The sequence below is a fragment of the Mucilaginibacter sp. UR6-1 genome (genome assembly GCF_020880975.1).
In the GTDB taxonomy this organism is placed as follows: Bacteria; Bacteroidota; Bacteroidia; order Sphingobacteriales; family Sphingobacteriaceae; genus Mucilaginibacter.
The window spans coordinates 361,551-380,773 of record NZ_JAJIWP010000002.1 but is presented as its reverse complement, the minus strand read 5'-3'; the positions used below and the strand labels follow the sequence as shown (position 1 = coordinate 380,773).

General features: G+C 43.2%; 24 protein-coding genes and 1 tRNA gene. 9 read left to right on the top strand and 16 right to left on the bottom strand.

Going from position 1 to position 19,223, the window contains the following annotated elements; genetic code table 11:
- Positions 1-14 precede the first annotated feature (14 nt).
- The 4 genes from plsX to pdxA all read right to left on the bottom strand — a co-directional run bounded on the left by plsX (position 15) and on the right by pdxA (position 2,985).
- The gene (gene plsX, locus LJ707_RS06900) at positions 15-953 is read right to left on the bottom strand and encodes a phosphate acyltransferase PlsX (RefSeq protein WP_228950077.1); all 939 of its coding nucleotides are present in this window, start codon (positions 951-953) and stop codon (positions 15-17) included.
- Between the two features lie 18 nt (positions 954-971).
- Positions 972-1,163 (bottom strand): 50S ribosomal protein L32, encoded by a 192-nt coding sequence (gene rpmF, locus LJ707_RS06895; protein ID WP_194102421.1) that lies wholly within the window; start codon positions 1,161-1,163, stop codon positions 972-974.
- 17 nt (positions 1,164-1,180) lie between these two features.
- The gene (locus LJ707_RS06890; protein ID WP_228950076.1) at positions 1,181-1,705 is read right to left on the bottom strand and encodes a DUF177 domain-containing protein; all 525 of its coding nucleotides are present in this window, start codon (positions 1,703-1,705) and stop codon (positions 1,181-1,183) included.
- Positions 1,706-1,929: 224 nt separating this feature from the next.
- Positions 1,930-2,985: a 4-hydroxythreonine-4-phosphate dehydrogenase PdxA gene (gene pdxA / locus LJ707_RS06885; protein ID WP_228950075.1), complete on the bottom strand. Its 1,056-nt coding sequence runs from the start codon at positions 2,983-2,985 to the stop codon at positions 1,930-1,932.
- 186 nt (positions 2,986-3,171) lie between these two features.
- Here pdxA and rsmA point away from each other — a divergent pair, with 186 nt between their 5' ends.
- From rsmA to LJ707_RS20400, 3 genes are read left to right on the top strand one after another with little or no spacing between them, the layout of a single operon-like run.
- Complete coding sequence (gene rsmA / locus LJ707_RS06880; protein ID WP_228950074.1) at positions 3,172-3,951, top strand: 16S rRNA (adenine(1518)-N(6)/adenine(1519)-N(6))-dimethyltransferase RsmA; 780 nt, start codon at positions 3,172-3,174, stop codon at positions 3,949-3,951.
- Positions 3,952-3,969: 18 nt separating this feature from the next.
- Positions 3,970-4,206, top strand: coding sequence for a hypothetical protein (locus LJ707_RS06875; protein WP_228950073.1), 237 nt, complete (start codon positions 3,970-3,972; stop codon positions 4,204-4,206).
- Positions 4,190-4,483 carry a type II toxin-antitoxin system RelE/ParE family toxin gene (locus tag LJ707_RS20400; protein ID WP_370632380.1) on the top strand — a complete coding sequence of 98 codons (294 nt, stop codon included), beginning with the start codon at positions 4,190-4,192 and terminating at the stop codon, positions 4,481-4,483. The genes LJ707_RS06875 and LJ707_RS20400 overlap by 17 nt, the downstream gene beginning before the upstream one ends.
- 3 nt (positions 4,484-4,486) lie before the next feature.
- Here LJ707_RS20400 and LJ707_RS06870 read toward each other — a convergent pair whose 3' ends face one another.
- Both LJ707_RS06870 and LJ707_RS06865 read right to left on the bottom strand, forming a co-directional pair.
- Entirely contained in the window at positions 4,487-5,038 is a 552-nt protein-coding gene (locus LJ707_RS06870) for an EcsC family protein (protein ID WP_228950072.1), read from the bottom strand.
- 24 nt (positions 5,039-5,062) lie between these two features.
- On the bottom strand, positions 5,063-6,217 hold the full coding sequence (locus LJ707_RS06865) for an acyltransferase (RefSeq protein ID WP_228950071.1): 1,155 nt from the start codon (positions 6,215-6,217) through the stop codon (positions 5,063-5,065).
- Between the two features lie 70 nt (positions 6,218-6,287).
- On the opposite strand from LJ707_RS06865, the gene LJ707_RS06860 reads away from it, so the two are divergent.
- The 3 genes from LJ707_RS06860 to LJ707_RS06850 all read left to right on the top strand — a co-directional run bounded on the left by LJ707_RS06860 (position 6,288) and on the right by LJ707_RS06850 (position 8,551).
- Positions 6,288-7,220 (top strand): NAD(P)-dependent oxidoreductase, encoded by a 933-nt coding sequence (locus LJ707_RS06860; RefSeq protein WP_228950070.1) that lies wholly within the window; start codon positions 6,288-6,290, stop codon positions 7,218-7,220.
- Positions 7,221-7,507: 287 nt separating this feature from the next.
- Entirely contained in the window at positions 7,508-7,981 is a 474-nt protein-coding gene (gene greA / locus LJ707_RS06855) for a transcription elongation factor GreA (protein ID WP_228950069.1), read from the top strand.
- Positions 7,982-8,137: 156 nt separating this feature from the next.
- Complete coding sequence (locus LJ707_RS06850; protein WP_228950068.1) at positions 8,138-8,551, top strand: HIT family protein; 414 nt, start codon at positions 8,138-8,140, stop codon at positions 8,549-8,551.
- Here LJ707_RS06850 and LJ707_RS06845 read toward each other — a convergent pair.
- Both LJ707_RS06845 and sucD read right to left on the bottom strand, forming a co-directional pair.
- Positions 8,548-8,913 carry a methionine-R-sulfoxide reductase gene (locus LJ707_RS06845; RefSeq protein WP_228950067.1) on the bottom strand — a complete coding sequence of 122 codons (366 nt, stop codon included), beginning with the start codon at positions 8,911-8,913 and terminating at the stop codon, positions 8,548-8,550. The two genes, LJ707_RS06850 and LJ707_RS06845, sit on opposite strands and share 4 nt — an antisense overlap.
- A 232-nt stretch (positions 8,914-9,145) precedes the next feature.
- Entirely contained in the window at positions 9,146-10,024 is an 879-nt protein-coding gene (gene sucD, locus LJ707_RS06840) for a succinate--CoA ligase subunit alpha (protein WP_228950066.1), read from the bottom strand.
- Positions 10,025-10,267: 243 nt separating this feature from the next.
- On the opposite strand from sucD, the gene LJ707_RS06835 reads away from it, so the two are divergent.
- Complete coding sequence (locus tag LJ707_RS06835; RefSeq protein ID WP_228950065.1) at positions 10,268-10,885, top strand: hypothetical protein; 618 nt, start codon at positions 10,268-10,270, stop codon at positions 10,883-10,885.
- An 80-nt stretch (positions 10,886-10,965) separates the two neighbouring features.
- On the opposite strand, the gene LJ707_RS06830 is transcribed toward LJ707_RS06835, so the two are convergent.
- From LJ707_RS06830 to LJ707_RS06815, 4 genes are all read right to left on the bottom strand, one after another.
- Positions 10,966-11,616, bottom strand: coding sequence for an NAD(P)-dependent oxidoreductase (locus LJ707_RS06830; protein WP_228950064.1), 651 nt, complete (start codon positions 11,614-11,616; stop codon positions 10,966-10,968).
- Positions 11,617-11,682: 66 nt separating this feature from the next.
- Positions 11,683-12,090: an Rrf2 family transcriptional regulator gene (locus tag LJ707_RS06825; protein ID WP_228950063.1), complete on the bottom strand. Its 408-nt coding sequence runs from the start codon at positions 12,088-12,090 to the stop codon at positions 11,683-11,685.
- Between the two features lie 96 nt (positions 12,091-12,186).
- Positions 12,187-12,846, bottom strand: coding sequence for a bifunctional 4-hydroxy-2-oxoglutarate aldolase/2-dehydro-3-deoxy-phosphogluconate aldolase (locus LJ707_RS06820; protein WP_228950062.1), 660 nt, complete (start codon positions 12,844-12,846; stop codon positions 12,187-12,189).
- A complete protein-coding gene (locus LJ707_RS06815; RefSeq protein WP_228950061.1) occupies positions 12,839-13,855 on the bottom strand; it encodes a sugar kinase in 1,017 nt (338 codons plus the stop codon). Before LJ707_RS06815 ends, LJ707_RS06820 begins: the two co-directional genes overlap by 8 nt.
- Positions 13,856-14,250: 395 nt before the next feature.
- On the opposite strand from LJ707_RS06815, the gene LJ707_RS06810 reads away from it, so the two are divergent.
- Together LJ707_RS06810 and LJ707_RS06805 are read left to right on the top strand one after the other, a co-directional pair.
- Positions 14,251-14,324: transfer RNA gene (locus LJ707_RS06810), tRNA-Asp, on the top strand.
- Between the two features lie 261 nt (positions 14,325-14,585).
- The gene (locus tag LJ707_RS06805) at positions 14,586-16,208 is read left to right on the top strand and encodes a site-specific integrase (protein ID WP_228950060.1); all 1,623 of its coding nucleotides are present in this window, start codon (positions 14,586-14,588) and stop codon (positions 16,206-16,208) included.
- A 48-nt stretch (positions 16,209-16,256) separates the two neighbouring features.
- On the opposite strand, the gene LJ707_RS06800 is transcribed toward LJ707_RS06805, so the two are convergent.
- From LJ707_RS06800 to LJ707_RS06785, 4 genes are all read right to left on the bottom strand, one after another.
- Positions 16,257-16,919: a nucleotidyl transferase AbiEii/AbiGii toxin family protein gene (locus LJ707_RS06800; RefSeq protein WP_228950059.1), complete on the bottom strand. Its 663-nt coding sequence runs from the start codon at positions 16,917-16,919 to the stop codon at positions 16,257-16,259.
- A gap of 5 nt (positions 16,920-16,924) precedes the next feature.
- Positions 16,925-17,419: a plasmid maintenance system antidote protein gene (locus tag LJ707_RS06795; RefSeq protein ID WP_228950058.1), complete on the bottom strand. Its 495-nt coding sequence runs from the start codon at positions 17,417-17,419 to the stop codon at positions 16,925-16,927.
- 45 nt (positions 17,420-17,464) lie between these two features.
- Entirely contained in the window at positions 17,465-18,634 is a 1,170-nt protein-coding gene (locus LJ707_RS06790) for a site-specific integrase (RefSeq protein WP_228950057.1), read from the bottom strand.
- Positions 18,635-18,720: 86 nt separating this feature from the next.
- Positions 18,721-19,002 carry a helix-turn-helix domain-containing protein gene (locus LJ707_RS06785; protein ID WP_228950056.1) on the bottom strand — a complete coding sequence of 94 codons (282 nt, stop codon included), beginning with the start codon at positions 19,000-19,002 and terminating at the stop codon, positions 18,721-18,723.
- Positions 19,003-19,223 lie beyond the last annotated feature (221 nt).

Sequence of the window (19,223 nt, the reverse complement as noted above, 5' to 3'; positions counted from 1 at the left end):
TTATTTAAATAAATTTAATGAAATGCTTGCTTAATTTTTTCGATCAGGTTGCTTTCAACCATATTTTTTGAGAGGAGTACCATGTTTTTGATGGCCTCGGGGCTTGAGATGCCGTGCCCTACAACAACTGGCGCGTTAAGGCCCAGTATCGGGCTGCCGCCTATCTGCTCATAATTAAAACGGTCAAAAAACTCGTCCTTTAATCCCTTTTTAAGGGTAATTACGTAGAATGATTCGGCTAGTTTAAGTATTACGTTACCGGTAAAGCCATCGCACACGGCAATATCAAATTTGTCGCCAAAAAGGTCGCGCCCTTCAATGTTACCCACAAAGTTAAACATGTTGGTGTCTTTCATCACCGGGTAGGTGGCCTGGTAAAGCATATTGCCTTTCTCTTCCTCCTCGCCAATGTTCATGAGCGCCACGCGCGGGTTATCAATGCCGTAAACGCTTTCGGCAAGCAAACTGCCCAGTACGCCAAATTGCAGCAGGTTATCGGGCTTGCAATCGGCATTGGCGCCTACATCCAACAAAATACCCAAACCGCCTTTCAGTTTGGGTACAATGGTAGTCATGGCCGGGCGTACAACACCCGGAATAGTTTTTACGCTAAACATGCCTCCTACCAGCATGGCACCTGTGTTGCCTGCTGATGAGAAAGCCGCTATTTGCCCTTCCTTTAGCATTTTAAAGCCTAAGCTTATGCTGGCACCCGGCTTTTGCACAATGGCTTTGGTAGGGTGCTCACCCATGCCGATCACCTCGGTGGTGTGCACAAACTCAAAAAGGTCGGCACTGACGTTGTTTTGCTGCAAAATCTCTTTCGCCACGTTTTCATCGCCGATAAGCACCAGCGTTTGTTCGGGCGAGAGGGATTTACGGGCTTCAATAGCTCCTAAAACAGTTGCTTTAGGGGCGTAATCACCGCCCATAATATCTAAGCCAATCTTCATCAGATGTGAAAATTAAGCTTAAGCTACTGCTGTTTTCTCGATCAGTAATTTACCGTTATAGTAAACATTACCATCAACAGTATAAGCTCTGTGTGGCAGGTGAACAGCACCTGTAGTTTGGCAGGTTGTTAAAGTTGGCGCTTCGGCTTTGTAATGCGTTCTGCGTTTATCTCTTCTTGATTTCGAGAGTTTTCTTTTTGGATTTGGCATAATTTCCTAAATAATTATTACTTAATGTTTTTGAGTGCGTCCCAACGCGGGTCAGGCGCCTCGTTCTTATCATCATCACTGCCCGATAGCGCGTTAAGCTTATCAAGCATTTCTTTATTACACTTATCTGTACTATCGTCACCACTGCACGATGCTATAAAGGGCACGGCTACAGTAACATACTCGTATATCAAACCTGAAATATCTATCTCATGGTCATTCTTTCCGAGGGTTATGATCTCATCATCCTCATCTATCTCTTCTTCACTGAATTTAATTATCTGCTGTTCGCGTGAATGTACCGGGTGCTGATACTCGTTCAAACACCTGTCGCAGGTAAGCTCTATCCAACCGTCTATCTCGAAATTCAGGATCATCATAGTTTCCTGTTTATCAAGCTCAACATTGCATACAAGCTTAGCTTTTTTTACCAGCGAATATTCAAATTCCTCAAAAAAGGAATCATCAACATCAAAGTCAAAACGATGCTTACCCAGCTTTAAGCCGGAAAATGGTATCGTATATTTCCTTAGTGATTTCAATGAGCAACAATTAGCCCGCAAATGTAGGGATTTTTCCTAAATGTGGAAAGTGTTTTTTTATTTATAGTGATTAGGCATTGGGGCGTTAGTTATTGGACATAAGGCATTAATAATTATGGTTGGTAATTACCAACCAATAATTATTGCCAAACAACAGAACAATGACTAATTATTATTGCCTAATGACAAATATAATGACCAATGCCTATTGACAAATGCCCAAATTAATCCCTGTCCCTCGTCAGTTTATGATGGGTTAGCGGGTTTTCAGTAAGCTCGGCATTTTCGCGGCGGTTGCGGATGATGTGCAGGGCAGCAAACAACGCCTCACGGAACGAGCGCTCTGATGCCTGGTTCTTGCCGGCAATATCATAAGCGGTACCATGATCGGGCGAGGTACGTACAAAGCTTAGGCCTGCCGTAAAATTAATCCCATCCTCAAAGGCTATTTGTTTAAAAGGTATCAAACCCTGATCGTGGTACATGGCCAGCACGGCATCAAACTGTTTATAGGCGCCGCTGGCAAAAAAGCCATCGGCAGCGTAAGGCCCGAAAGCCAGAATACCATTGTTACGCGCCTCCTCAATAGCCGGAATGATCACTTTCTGCTCCTCATCACCTATCAGTCCGTTATCACTGGCATGCGGGTTAAGGCCCAGTACGGCAATCTTGGGTTTACGTATCCAAAAATCATTACGAAGGCTGGCTTCCATCAGCTTTAGCTTACTCAATATTTTGTCGGCAGTAATACTGTTTGACACCTGCGAGATAGGAATATGCCCTGTAACCACCCCTACCCTGATGTTATCGCTCACCAAAAACATGAGCGAATCGGTGGCGTTATCACGCTCCTGCAAATACTCGGTATGGCCCGGAAAATGAAAGGTTTCGCTTTGTATATTCTCTTTATTGATCGGCGCGGTAACCAGTACATCAATTTCACCGGCCAGCAGATCATTGGTAGCGCGTTCTAACGAGAGCAAAGCGTACTTGCCGCCTGTTGCATTGATAATGCCCGGCTCCAGCTTTACATCCTCTTCCCAGCAATTGATCATGTTGGGTTTGCGGTGCTGAGCCTGAGATGCATCACCTATCACGTTAAAAACAAATTCGCTGGTATTACTTAAACGGCGGTAAAAGGAGGCTACTTTGGTGTGCCCATACACAATAGGCGTACAATAATCATATACCTTACTTTCTGACAGGGTTTTTATAATTATCTCTAAACCAATACCATTAACATCGCCTATACTGATACCAACCTTTATTTTACCGCTCATACTGTTTATGATTTTTAACCGGTGATGATTTTTGTTTTCACCGGTTTTTTAATTGCCAAAGCCTGAAATATCTGCCAAAACAGTTATTGCGAGGTGAGGCAATAATCACGCAAATTAAATATTTTTAGGTTTAAACTGCCTGATAAAAGCACAAATATGCCTTAATTTGCCAAATATTTGTTCACCATGTCAATAGTCAGGGCTAAAAAACACCTCGGCCAGCATTTTCTTACCGATAAAAATATCGCCTCAAAAATTGTGGAAGCATTAAGGCCGCAGTTAGGTTACAAGCAGGTGCTGGAAGTTGGTCCGGGTATGGGCATCCTGTCGGATTTTCTGTTACAAAAAACAGATTATGAAACCTACCTGATTGATATTGATACCGAATCGTACGAGTTTTTAGGTAAAAAATATCCGCAGTTGGGCAGCAGGCTGATCAATGCCGACTTTTTGGAGCTGGATTTCGCGGCTACCTTTAACGGGCCGCTGGCTGTTATTGGTAACTTTCCGTACAATATATCATCACAAATACTTTTTAAGATACTGGATAACCGCCACCAGGTGCCCGAAGTAGTGGGCATGTTCCAAAAAGAGGTTGCCGAGCGCTGTAATGCCAAAGCAGGCAGTAAGGAATATGGTATATTAAGTGTGTTTTTACAGGCTTATTATAAGGTAGAATACCTGTTTACGGTAAAAGCCGGGGTATTTAATCCGCCGCCAAAAGTGCTATCGGCCGTTATACGCATGACACGCAACGAGGTGCAGGAATTAGGTTGTGACGAAAAGCTGTTTTGGCAGGTAGTTAAAGCAGGATTTAATCAGCGCCGAAAAACGTTGCGTAACGCTCTTTCATCACTCATCAACAAAGAAAAGCTTACCGATGAACCCATGCTTGAACTCCGTGCCGAAAGATTGACGGTTAATGATTTTGTAGCGCTGACAAATAGGATAACTGAAACGAGGTAATATTCGTTATATTTGAATATGGACTTACAGGCAGAAAAAATAGAGTTAGTTCGGCTTTTATTAGATGTAGAGGATGAACGCACGCTTAATGAAGTTAAGGCTGTACTAAAAGACGATTATGACTTTTACAATGATCTGCCTGGACATGTAAAAACTGGTATTGAACGCGGTATTGATGACATGAACAATGGCCGTGTAAGAGATCATGAATCAGTAATGCGTGACATGAGAAACAAATATGGCCTTAAAGGTTAACTGGACTACAGAGGCTGTAAACTCTTACGAAAGCATTATCTCCTATCTACAACAAGAATGGACAATAAAAGATGTTGAATACTTTAATGAATGTGTAAACGCATTAATAAATAATATTTCCATCCAGCCATATCTATTTAAAGCCTCATCCATTAAACAAATCCGTAAAGCCACAATCGGTAAGCAAAACTCACTGTTCTACATTATCCGATCAGACGAGATTTTTTTGCTTCAATTTTGGGATAACAGACAAAACCCCGATAAACGCAAATACTAAGCCTTACAGCTTAATCACCTCATCCTTACCATGCAAATCCTTAACAGATTCGGCCATGCGTTTGATAAAAAGATAATTAGCAGTACCGCCAATTACCGCGCCTACTACGGGCACCAGGCGCTGGGCAGCACGTGCGCCAAGTTTCAGCATTAACTTTTCGGCTACAGCTTCGAGCACATTTTTGGTGAGGGCTATGCTGGCCTCTACTTTTAGGGATGCCGCAACAATCTTCATAAACTCATCAAAGCTGATTTTATACGTACCTTTTTTGTAGTAATTTATAGCCATGGTAATGCGGAATTGCTGTGTGATAAGATTCACCACATCAAACGGAATACCCAGGGCCATGGTAAGTACACCACCAGTGCCCGACAGTACACCGGTACCCGCTGCCAGGTAAGCGCATTGGTTAATAAAACCTTCGAGGCCCAGTTTATCAACGCCTTTTTTTATGTTGAACTGATCTATACGATCAAATATCTGCCTGAAGCCGCGTTGTGCCAGTGTGTCAGCCTGATGCTTCAGGCCGGCGGTAATTTCTTTAAATGATCTCATTTGGTAAGTAACGGCAAGCAGGCTTTAAATAACCCTGTTCACCAATGGCATACGTACCAAAAGCAGTGCCAAAGCAAAACTGCCCGCAACACCCAGCGGAGCTACCAGCAACGCTTTTACAGCCGGATCAATAGCCAAAGGCCTGAAAAGTATAGATAACACGATAAGCACCAGCGGATGAAAAATGTAAGTAGCAAATGCCGCCCGCAACAAATTGCCAAGCATGGCTGACCTGTTATCCCAACGATATTTGGCTATGCCTGTTACAGCCACGCAAATAGCAAAACCGGTAAGCTGCTCCCAAACAGAATAAAGTAGCGAGATATAATTAAAACCACCGCTAAACCATTCAATTGGCACGTTAAATATAACTTTAATGGCATAGATGGATAACAGGCCCAAGCCGCCGATGCTGATGGCTATGCGCCGCATACGGCGTGCCTGCTCCTGGCTAATCTGCCCGAGCCAGTTATTATTAGACGCTATTATACCCAGCGTAAATAAAGCTATGTATTGCGTAAAATGCCCCAACTGAAAGCCCAGCGGTTTAAGCACCCAGCCAACCGGAAAAATTATTCGTACGGCAAAGCTTATTACCCCTACGCCTGTTGCAAAAAGCAGGATGCGTTTATTAGATGGCAGATTGATCCTTATAGTTATGGCGCTTTTTGATACAAGCCTGATAACCGCGTAGCAAATAGTAAATAACAGTAAGGCAACCACAAACCACATTACGCCAAAGCTCACCCAATCATCATACCCGCTTAAATATTGGCCAAAGGAGATATGATGTTCACCGGCGTAATAATAAACAAGGTAGTTCATAAAGGGTGATAAAACAAACGAGTAAAACATTAACGGAATACCCAGGCGCAGCAACCTATCGGTTATGAAACGGCCGGCACCTTTTTTATTATAGGATGATGGCACAAACAGCGCCGACAAAAAGAAAAAATAACCCATAAAAAACGATTGATTGATGGCAACAACTATCGTCATGGGAATAAGGGCACCTGCGAGGCTTGTTTTTTCAGAATAATACCAACCGCCCGGCGCGCCATAAGTAACCAGCACGTGGTGTATAATAACAAGGCCGGTAAGCAGTACTTTTACATTATTGATATAACTAAGCTTGCTTTTAGGAGCATCAGTGGCAGGCACTGGTTGATTGATTGTCATAACTGTAACCGGTGCGGATTTATGAGCGATAATAATTTGTAATTTGGCTGCCGAATATAACAGTTTGACTTTGAAAAATAACATTTTAATAGTTGACGACCTGCATCCGTCGTACATGGAAATAGCCGGGGCTAAGGGCTACACCTGCGATTATCACCCTGATTATAAACTGGCCGATGCCCTTGCCGTAATTGCTGATTATGAGGGACTGGCTATCCGCTCAAAATTTGAGGTTGATAAAGCCTTTATGGATGCCGCCCCTAACCTGCGTTTTATTACCCGTGCCGGTGCCGGTATTGATAATATTGATGGCGACTATGCCGCCCAAAAAGGCATCGAAATATATAATGCCCCTGAGGGCAACTCAGATGCCGTTGGCGAACATGCCGTAGGTATGCTGCTGGCGCTGATGAACAAGTTTAACATTGGCAACCTTGAGGTGCGCGATGGCAAATGGCTGCGTGAAGAAAACCGCGGTTACGAACTGAAGGGCCGCACCGTAGGCATTATCGGTTATGGCCACATGGGCCAAAGCTTTGCCCGCAAGCTAAGTGGGTTTGAGGTTAACGTTATTGCTTACGATAAGTATAAAACCGGCTTTAGCGATAAATACGCCCGCGAGGTAAGTATGGAAGAAATTGTTAAGCACAGCGATATACTAAGCCTGCACGTGCCGCTTACTGCCGAAACGCAGTACCTTGCCAATGATGAATATTTTTTTCACTTTAAAAAGTCGATATTCTTCATCAATACCTCGCGCGGTAAAACGGCCAAGGTACGTTCGGTACTGAATGCTATTGAGCAGGGCAAAATAATAGGCGCCGCGCTGGATGTATTGGAGGTTGAAAAATTCCCGGCCCTGGGCGAGCAGGAATGGTATGCCGATTTGTGCAAAACCAACAAGGTGATCCTGACCCCGCACGTTGCCGGCTGGACCTTTGAATCATACCGAAAAATAAGCGAGGTACTGGCCGGGAAGCTGCCTTTTGTAGTTCATAGTTGATAGTTCATGGATCATAGTTAGAATGGTATCTTAAGAATAATTATACCCATGAACTATGATCCATGAACCATGAACTCCCCTCAAAACCGATAAAAAATTTGGAGAATAAAATTTAAATCCTTTATCTTCGTTTTATATCAAAGCAAGACTATGCGTGCTCATGGCTCACATAGTCTTGTTTGTTTTTTAAAAGAGTCGCGTCCTTCTTTTGTGATGAAAAGGAAGGGCGGTTTTTTTTTGACACGAACCAACAACATTAACAGTTTTAAAATTTTAATTAGTGCGTTATGGCAGAGGTATCATACTATACCAAAGATGGTTTAGAGAAATTAAAGGAAGAATTACAGTATTTAAAAACTACAGGCCGTGCTAACATTGCCAAAGCAATTGCCGAAGCACGCGATAAAGGCGACCTTTCAGAGAACGCCGAATATGATGCCGCTAAAGAAGCGCAGGGCTTGCACGAAGGCAAGATAGCCAAACTTGAAGGGGTACTATCCAGCGCACGCTTGCTTGATGAGTCAAAATTGGATAATTCAAAAGTATTAGCGCTTTCTATCGTAAAGATCAAAAATGTGAAGAATGGCGCGACCATGAGCTACCAATTGGTATCAGAAACCGAGGCTGACCTCAAGGCAGGTAAAATATCGGTAAGTTCACCTATTGCCCAGGGCTTATTAGGTAAATCAGTTGGTGAAAAAATTGAAATTACCGTACCTGCCGGTAAAATAGAATTTGAGGTGCTTGAAATAAGCAGATAGTTTATGGAGGGATGATTTATTGAATTATTGAATTATTGAATTAGTGAATTATTGATTTTAAAAAAACAATTCACTAATTCAATCCTTCAATTATTCGATAATAAAAAGCTAACTGAATCAATAATTCACTCCCTCAATAAATCAATAACTACATTCATGTCAAGTATATTTTCAAAAATAGTAGCGGGCGAAATACCGGCCCATGTTGTTGCCGAAAGCAATGATTTTTTAGCCTTTTTAGATATCTCTCCGCTGGCTGAGGGTCATGTACTGGTGATCCCCAAAAAAGAGGTTGACTATATTTTTGATCTTGATGATGAAACGTATACCGGCTTACACATTTTTGCTAAAATAGTAGCCAAGGGTATTGAAAAGGCCGTACCCTGCCAGCGTATCGGCGTAGCGGTTATAGGCCTTGAGGTGCCGCATGTGCATATACACCTTATCCCGGTTAATCATGTGGATGATATTAACTTCTCCCGTCCGAAGCTAAGCTTTACCCCGGAGCAGTTTGAAGCCACCAAAGACCAGATAAAGGAAGCCCTCCGCCAAAACTCCGAGGACATTTAATCTTCCAGCGGAACAAATTTCATCGATACTGAGTTTACACAATGGCGTGTGTTTTTGGAGGTAAAGCCTTCGCCCAAAAACACGTGGCCTAAGTGTGCCCCGCAGTTAGCGCAAAGTATTTCGGTACGGCGGCCATCGGCATCCGTTATGCGTTGCACGGCACCGGGTATCTCATCGTCAAAGCTTGGCCAGCCGCAAAAGCTCTCAAACTTATCGTCAGACCGATAGAGCGGCGTATCGCAGCGCTTACACACGTATATACCCTGCGCTTTATTATTTAACAGCGAGCCTGTGAACGGGCGCTCGGTGCCTTTATAAAGTATTACCCTTTCTTCGTCGGGTGTCAGTTCGTTGTATTTCATATTATTTAGATTACACTGATTTGATTATGATTTCACCGATTACTTAGGTGATTTCACTGTTATATTGGTTTTATCGATATATAAATATAATCAATTTTAAGACCAATAGTTTTTTTCGCCATGTTGTTTACATGAGTTTGACATCACCTGTCAAAACAAAAAATCCCGGTCTTTCAACCAGGATTTTCAATATTATAATAGCTTTTTAGCTTTCGCCTTTACGCTTTTAGCCTTATGCTAACTTAGCCAGTTCCTCAGCCATAGCCGCACCAATTTCAGCAGGTGACTCTACAACACGGATACCACACTCAGCCATGATCTTCATCTTAGCTGCGGCAGTATCATCAGCACCGCCAACAATAGCACCGGCATGGCCCATACGGCGGCCCGGAGGCGCTGTTTGGCCGGCAATAAAGCCTACTACCGGTTTAGTACCGTGTTCTTTTATCCAGCGGGCAGCTTCAGCTTCCATGCCACCGCCAATTTCACCTATCATGATGATACCGTGAGTTTCCGGGTCGTTCATTAACAACTCAACAGCTTCTTTAGTTGGTGTACCGATGATCGGGTCGCCACCGATACCGATAGCGGTAGTGATACCTAACCCGGCTTTAACCACCTGGTCAACCGCCTCGTAAGTTAAGGTACCTGATTTTGAAACCACACCTACATTGCCTTTTTTGAAGATAAAGCCCGGCATGATACCGATCTTAGCCTCATCGGCAGTAATGATACCCGGACAGTTAGGACCGATCAAACGAGAATCCTTGTCTGTCAAATATTCTTTCACCTGGATCATATCCTTTGTAGGGATGCCCTCGGTAATACAAACAATAACTTTGATGCCTGCCTCAGCAGCTTCCATAATAGCGTCGGCCGCGAAAGCCGGAGGCACAAAGATGATAGATACATCAGCACCTGTGGTATCAACAGCGTCTTTAACGGTATTGAAAACCGGACGATCAAGATGCGTTTGGCCGCCTTTGCCAGGTGTTACACCACCTACAAGCTGCGTACCATACTCAATCATTTGCGAGGCATGGTAAGTACCCTCGTTACCGGTAAAACCCTGAACTATTACTTTGGAATCTTTATTTACAAGAACACTCATTGGCTTTTTTTTTATTCAACGCAAAGCTAAAATTATTTTATTAACTAAGCTACCCTACGCAGGTAATGGCATCTTTTTTTTACAATCTAACATTTAAATGATGTTGTTATACTTTATCATATCGTCAGCTTTACCCCATGTAAAATACGTTTCGCCTGTTGTTTTTTAATCTACAGGAAACTTTTTATTGCGCCTACAAAAAGCTATTAATATCTTTCGGAACTCTAAAACACACCTATTACCATGAAAAGATTATTATTTGCAATAATTACCTGTATTGCCATTACACAGCCCGGCTACGCGCAGTTGGGCGGTTTACTAAAAAAAGGCAGCGATATGCTGGGCAGCAGTGGCCTTAATCTGAATAAGATCATTAAACAGCCGGCCGCTATCACCACCAATTTTAAGGATGATGCCATTGTTACCGGTTCAAAACCCCCATCATTCCAGGAAGGTGTTACAGCTCAGCCCCTGTACCTGCTACCTAAAGCAACAGGTGGCGGTTATATATTATGCGCCGGACTGTACGAAATGACCAGTTACGAGGAGATGGAAAAGTACGCGGTGCTGGCCGGGATAGCTCCTAATAACAATAGCGAGTACCCATCAGGCACGTGGGCATTACACCCGGATGGGTATTACATCCGCTACATTCCGCAGGGATACTCCATAACCAAAGTACAAATATTTGTGCCGAAAGAATTGATAGACAAAGCCGGTAATGACCCTATTATTTATGATGCCCCCTATGGTATAGCTTGCCCGGCAAATGTAGGCGCCCAGCGCCTGGCCCAAACCAACGAGCCGCTTGAGCCCGACTACACCAAAAAACTCACTACTATTTGCGATCCTAAAAAATAAAAAGAAACGGGCGTTACTAACAATGTGTAACGCCCGTTTCCTTTAACCGGAGATTTACTTTATATCGCCTCCGGAATTGATTAATAAGCCACCGTAAAGCGCTGGCGAATGTGTTTCGGGTTTTCCAATTCATCAACAATAGCGGTAGCCATATCTTCAACCGAGATGATGCTGCGGTGGTTCTCGTCAAAAACAGGCTCATCCAGCCCTACGCGGTAGGTACCTTTAATAATACCTGCCGTACCCTGGTGCATTTCAATAGCCGGACTCAAAAATGTCCAGTCAAGCTCAGTTTCGTTTTTGATATGGTTCAGGTAATCGCGTGCCGCGGTTGCTCCTGCCTTGTATTCAGCCGGAAACTGTGGGGTATCCACCAATTGCACACCGGGTGCCGCATATAAACTACCTGCACCGCCAACGGTGAAGAAACGCTTAACGCCTGCTGCTTTAGTACCTTCTTGTATGGCTATTGATCCGCGCAAAAAGTCATCATAAATATTAGGGTTAGTCCAGCCGGAATTAAAGGTATTCACTACCACATCAGCACCTTTTACGGCGGCGGTCACTTCATCCTCATTATAAACATCAGCCTTAACAGGGGTAATTTTAGCACCCTGCTTTACTTTGTCAATGTTACGGGCAATGGCTATAACCTCATGCCCTCTTTTGTCCAGTTCGTTCAATACGGCGGTACCTACAAAGCCTGTGGCGCCAATTAATGCTACTTTCATTTTTATGTTTATTTAAGTTGTTTGATAAAACTGTAACCTATATAATTACAGTATTAATTAAAAAATTTATATTATCGGTTTGCAAAAAGCCTCCAGCGTAACAGCGGCCAATTTGCTCACCATCGCTTCTTCAGCTTTGTTGTACAAAATGTCAAGTTCGGTATTTATCTGTTTCCCAACCGGACAAGCAGGGTTGGGTACATTTTTTTTTCCTAACGGGGATGTTTGCCGCACGGCATTATAAACGTCGGAAAGGCGGATATCTTTTGCCTGTTTTGCCAGCATGGTACCTCCACCCTTGCCCTCTTTAGTGGTGACCAACCCGCACTTGCGCAGGTTGCTGGTTTCTTTACGTACAATAGCGGCATTTACATTCATGCTGCCTGCTATAAAATCCGACGTAAGCATTTCATCCTTCATGTAATAATGGAGGGTTAAAATATGTAGCGCTGTTGAAAACCTTACGTTGTTCATTAACTGTAATGTTTTTTATTACAGTATAAATGTAAATTATTGGTTGATATGCCAATAGCTACACATCATACAATTACAAAAAAATGACCATCGGTGTTATTTACAGCTTTGGATGAGTTCGGTAACGTAAACGGTATCGGTATATAATTGATCGTACAGTTTTTCCTCAAGCACCTTTTTGCTGATAAGCTTGCTGCCCATGCCTACGGCGCACACGCCTGCCCTAAACCAGGCTAAAATACTCTCCTTTGTGGTATCAACACCACCGGTAGGTATAAACAGTTGCCCCGGGAATAATTCTTTTATAGCGCTTAAAAAATCCGGCTTCAATGTACCCGCCGGAAAAAGCTTTATCAGGCCGGCATCGTGCTGCTGGGCGGTATATATTTCGGTTGGCGTCATACAACCGGGCACCCACAGCAATTTGTGTTTTTGAGCTACTTTGGCCACCTCCGGGTTAACTATGGGCGATACAATAAAATCGGCACCGGCACTAATGAATGCCTCGGCCTCATCAACAGATTTAATAGTGCCAATACCCAGGTACAGATCAGGCCATTCCTTTTTCTGTAATTTTTTCAGTTCACGATAATTATCCAAAGCCTGCGGACCACGGTTTGTATACTCAAACACCCTTACTCCTGCCTTGTAAAGCGTGCTGGTAACATCAACGCTTACCTGTGCATCTTCATAAAAAAACAGCGGCAGCATGCCCTGCGCTATAATGCTGTCAAGTACCTGTTCCTTTTTATTCATTGCTTATCGCTTTTTGTATGTCGTTAACGGTTTTGTTAGTAGTATCGCTCTCTACAAATAATTTGGTAAAGGCGGCGGCTGTAGCATATTCCAGCACTTCAGCAGGTGCCCAATTGTTGTACATGCCATAAATAAGCCCGGCCATATAACAATCGCCACTGCCTACCTTATCAACTATCTGGTTTGATGAATATTCTTTTGAACTGATAAATTGGCCGGCTGTGTACAGTGCGGTATAGTAATTGATATCGTTATCATTACCAAACCTGAAGGTATTGGCCACTGCTTTACATTTTGGGTAGCGTTTAACTATTTCTTCGGACGTATTGAGCGCTTCTTTTAAATAAATACTTTTTTGGCCGCTTTCATGAATATCCGGCACTACCTCTATGCCGAGCATCGCTTCGGCCGCCCATACATTGCCCATCACCACATCGCAATATGGTAACAACTGCTGCATAATTTCGACAGGAGATTTGCCGTACTTCCATAACTTGGCCCGGTAATTCAGATCCACCGATATGGTAATACCTTTTGCCGAAGCCGCCTTAACCGCCTCCAGGCAAACATCAGCCGCGCTTTGGCTAACCGCGGGCGATATGGCACTAAAATGAACCCAGCTTACATCAGCCAGCACCTCATCCCAGTTAATGATACCCGGTTTTAACTCGGAAAAGGATGAATGCGCCCTGTCATAGATCAGCGCATCATGCTTTACATCCTGACCTTTGGTGAGGTAATACAACCCTATACGATCACCCCAGAACCTGACCTTATCAGTAACTATACCATTTTGCTGCAGATGACCAAGCAATTGTTTAGACAGATAATTATCGGGCAAAGCGGTATAATACTGCACCGGTAACTGCCATAAAGCAAGCGCGGTGGCCACATTCAATTCTGCACCACCTATAAAAAATGGCAAATTGTTAGTATTCAACCAGTCGCCACCCGCATCCGGGGTAATGCGTAACAGCAACTCACCAAAACAAAGAATGTTTTTTTCCATAAAATATTTACAGGAGCGGCAGATGATCGTGCCTGTTGATCAAATAACGAGTTTTTTGCAGGCATTTGCAACCAAATTGTTAAGTAGCCACGCCTATTAAAACTGCCCAATCAATACATACCTTGACGAATATTTGCGATAACCGCTATTTACTGTGCCGCAACCAAACCCTATTGTAAAGTTAGATCACGATTTTGACACTCTTGCTGCAAAGCAAGCATCAATTAATCTCCTCATGTAAAAAAATTATTTTTTTTTACATGAGCCTAACCTATGGATTATGAAATATTTACAATAAAAAAACGTTAAGTAACGCTACACAATCGCACATTTTTTTCAAAAACCTCTTGCAGAATATCAAATCGTGCGTATATTTGCACCACCAAAACGAACAAGGAGTGGTAGTTCAGCTGGTTAGAATACATGCCTGTCACGCATGGGGTCGCGGGTTCGAGTCCCGTCCATTCCGCTTAGAGAGTTTCAAAACTCACCGAAACCGCTTAATTCAACGAATTAAGCGGTTTTTTTATGTCAAAACCACTCGTTTCAAATCATCTAAAATGCCATCCTCGGTTAACAGTTCGGTTAACAAGGAAGGTCTGCTATATTTGTTAACCGAATAAGCTTTTAATTAATTGACTTATAGAGTTTTAGAGCGAATAAAATCAATCTAAAACGAACCAAAAGGCATCAATTAATTCAATTACAAAAGGCTTAAAAGGAGCAACAAATGAACAATGCAGGCAATTTATCAGTTTTAGTATGGGCTAACAGGGCAAGAAAGTCACCGGATAATCTGGTTCCCCTCTACGTCAGACTTACTTATTTAGGAAAACGGGCTGAAATCTCAACAAATCTAAGAGTGGAGTTGAATAACTGGAGTGCGAGTTATGGTTTGATGATGGATGGAAGCGCTTCGTCAAAGAAGATCAACACAGAAATTGGCGTAATTAAAAAAGAGATCGAACGGACTTTCGATCGACTTATTAATGCGGACGCGACTGTTTCGGCAGAACTCATTAAAATAAAATATCTTGGTAAAGACAAGCAAGTAGATGCGCGACGGAAACTACTCGCAGTATTCGAAGAGCATAACCTGAAGATGTACGAATTGATCGGCAAGGGGGTGGTCAAGGCGACGCATACGAAATATGAAACCATAAAGGTTAAAGTTGCTGAATTCCTAAGGCACCAATACAAAGTCCCGGACATGTACCTAGATGCCCTACAGTATTCGTTTATAACCGATTTCGAACATTATCTGAAAGTGCATGATAATATAAGTCACAATGTAACGATGAGTTACATTAAACGAGTAAAGCGGATTATAAATATCGCCTGTCAAAATAAATGGATCGCCCATAATCCATTTGCAGCATTCGTCTGCACCACCCATAAGGTTTCCCGTACAGAGCTTGAATCGGAAGAATTGCAAATTCTGGAATCTAAAATTTTCACTACTGAAAGGCTAAAAGAAATTGCTGATTGTTATTTATTCTCTTGCTACACAGGATATGCCTTTGTCGACGCCTGTAAACTGACGCCACAGCACGTTGTTCGTAAAACAGACGGCGAACTCTGGATCATCACAGAGCGCACCAAGTCAAAAATTGAAGCAAACGTACCCTTGATGCAGAAAGCTATAGCCATTATCGAAAAATACAAAGAGCACCCTTTGTGTACCACGAGAAACAGGTTGTTGCCAATGCGAAGCAACCAGAAAATGAATGAGTACTTACACGAAATAGCGGAATTATGTGGCATCAACAAAAAGCTAACTACCCACACGGCCAGGCATACCTTTGCAACAACCGTGACTTTAGAAAATGGAATACCAATTGAATCCGTTAGCAAGATGCTTGGGCATACCAAGATCACTACCACACAAATTTACTCCAGGGTTAAAGACAGAAAAGTAAGTAACGATATGAAAATACTGAGGTCAGGTTTGGATTCAAAATCTAGTCAGGCCGCACCAACAAGCCAGGGTGATATGGCGAAAGCGGCTATCAATGTAACTGATGTACGAAATAAAGCATATGAAGAGACTGTAGCTTTCATTGCACCGATTCTTCGGGAGTTGGACGATTTTAAAGGCTTGAAGGTTTCAATCAGCTGGGTTTCCTACCGCGCGTATTTGAAATACCGGCAGGAGAATTTGATCGAATGGGATAGGCAACTAGATAGCGTATCCCCTTTTGCGCTAATAATTAACTATCTCGGCCCGTCGGAGAAACTTGGGTATGCCGCGCAAACATTGGATTCATCCTTTTACTTTTTAGAGAGAAATCTGAAAGCAAAATTGATGTTAAATCCGACAGACGATGGTTTGCATAGATGGGTCTTAATTTGATATGTACTGACATATCCAACCGCTTTTAAATTTCTTACTGTTGAAAAACTAGCGCCCGCGCCTTCTTCGTGGAGACTCAATCGCAGCGGCTATGTCCTCTTTGATAAAAACCCACTCATTATTAGTCAATGCGATAGGGTCAAAGTCATTATCCGCCAATGAAAAGTCAATAAAATTTCGTTTTATCAACTCGCTGTTGTGCGTCCATTCATAGCGCTGTTGATGCAGGCTTACCATTTGGTCAATCGTATAAATCCGCATCGCCTGGTGCAAATCCCAAAAATCTTTCTTTCTTCCCCCTCGTTGAACAACATCCACTTTCATTGCAATTATCTCCTCCACTGTTGCCATTCGTACCCCTTCCAGCATATTGGATGGCCATAGAAAAGGATCCATCGAATAGTAAACATCCAACTTAATGAGCTCATTTTCTTTGTCACCAATCAGGTACGATTTACCAATAGCCGGATTGGCACCGAAATCGCCTTGAACAATGCGAAAGGCCTGCCTCAAATAAGCTTCAATTGAAGCAAAGTCAACGCTGCCATATTGTGCATCAGTAAATAAATCTATATCAATTGACATCCGATGTCCCCAATATAAACTTAGCGCAGTGCCACCAACTAATCGAAATTCTCCGAATGGTTGTCCTTGCATGATTGTAAGGAGATTTTTTTTTAAAGCCGGCGACACCGTATTCCAGTAAAGCATATCAATCAGGTTTGTGTGTGAGCCATAATTTTTAAAGAAATGCCATCTATATTATCCCTTCCTGTCACTTCCAGGATTTTATCACTACCATAATAATCTAAAGCGGCTTGTTTTTCGTCTTCATTACCTCTCTCGAATACCCGTTGTATAACCGCTTTATATTGTTTCGACCAGTCGATCTTCTTCATGTCAGTATCCCAAAACAACTCCTTGCGGAATGCGGGCGCTTCCTGCTTATTTAATTTTTTCTGAGCCTGGTCAATATCATAGTGCGCTTGTAACAGGTAAAAAGCGCCATTTTCCAATCCTAGCGCCTGATCGATCTTAAGCGAAAGCATCGGCGATAGACCGCGCCTGGCTTTTGTTACCTCATTGATCACCTGTGGATATTCACCAACGGATATGGCGAAAGGGCCTTTTTTTAAGTGCCTTTTCTTCAGCTCCCTTTCGAGTACTCTTCCCGGATGTATCCCGTAATAACTTTCAAAAGTGTTTTGCATATTCTAAAATAAACAATTTTGTTTATCTAAAAAAGTTTATTTTAATTAATCTTCCTTTTGTGTCAACGTCAACTCCTGCCGGGCAAACTTTTTCTTCAGGGGTTTCATATCCTGGCTGACCTTGGTATCCGTCACACGCGCATAGATCTGCGTAGACCGGATATTCTTATGGCCAAGCATCTGTCCGACGGTTTCAATGGGAACGCCGTTGGTCAACGTAACCGTTGTAGCGAAGGTATGTCTGGCGCAATGGAAGGTGAGCCACTTTGTCCAGCCCATTTCTTTCATGATTTCTTTTAAGTAATAGTTTGCCCTCGCATTACTGATTTTCGGCAGCAGGAAATCCTCGTCCAATATGCGCGGATAGTTTTTATAATGCTCGATCAGACGTAGCGCTGGCGACAGCAGGGGCACACGCACGCGGTTGTTGTTCTTGATTCGGTGCGTTTCCAGCCAGATGCCGCCGTCCTCTCCTTTGCGGATATCCTCCGCTTTCAAGCTGACGATATCGGAGTACGACAGACCTGTATAACAGCTGAAAAGAAAAAGATCACGCGTTAACACCAGCCGCTTTTTCAGTTTCTTAACTGCGAGGTCGTTCAGTTCCACGGTGGTCAGAAATTCCCGGTGTACTTCTTCCTTTTTTGCCCGGTAAGCGGCAAAGGGATTGCGTTTGGCCCAGCCGATCTCGTTAGCAAGCTTCATCACCGTGCGCAGCTTTTTCACCATCTGCACAGCGGTGTTGATTTTTACCTTATGTTCCGTCTTCAGGTAATAATCAAAATCCCTGACCAGTTGAAAGTCGATATCATCCAGTTTGATATCGTCCTGCTTGTTTCGTGAAAAAAGGAACTTTCGCAGGATCCGGAAAACTGACCTGTACTTTTGTAGTGTTGCCGGTGTGTAGCCTTTGCCCAGCAGGCCAGCGATCTGGTTGGTATGATAGTTCCAGACGTCCGACAGCATTTTCGGTGGTTCCAACTCTTCGCCCTGCATCATTTTGCGGATGTGCTGCGGGGTAAAACGCTTACCCGCAAGATAGAGTTCCTGCCTGCAGGCATGCGCCCGGGAGTATAATACATCCAGCCAACTGTTGACCGAGCGGGCCTGTTCTTTGGTGCCACGTACCCGTTTAGTATGCTTGTCCCATTCTGCCGGGTCACAATGGCGACCGGTCGACCATTCTGTACGTAGGCCGTCTACGGTAATACGCATGTAAATAGGACGCTGCGGCTTTACCTGTCCCGGCCTTGATTTTGGATAAAAAAGAACACTAAAAGGGACACCTCTTTTAATTTCGATCAGCTCTTCGGGCTTTTTTTTTCAGCTTTGTTCAGTTCCTTGTCGATGTCTTCCGCACTGTAGAAATAAATACTTCCCATTTTGCGGGCAGCCAACGCGCCGGTGACCCGAAGATGGTGTAGCGTACCGTTAGAGATATTTAACAGCTCACGGACATCCTTGCTGCGCAGCCATTTTTGAGTGCTGATTTGTCTTGATTCAGTTAACGGTTTGAGCAGGTCAAACAGTTCCTTTTTGAATTTTTCTAAATCCTGTTTTGTAAGCAGATCGTTCGGGGTCACAATGAATTGTTTTCGGCGAACATACTGGCTGGCGTCAGGATAAAAAAATCAGCAGCGTTCTAATTTATCTCGGTATATGATCGATTTTAACTTTTTCGTACTACCGAACAACTACCGAAAAATCAAACTGCAGCGGCTGAAACAGAAAATTTTAGCACCATTTACCTATAAAAAGCCGGGTTTGCACCGTTTTGAGGTCAAAAAATAAATCGTTCGGTAGT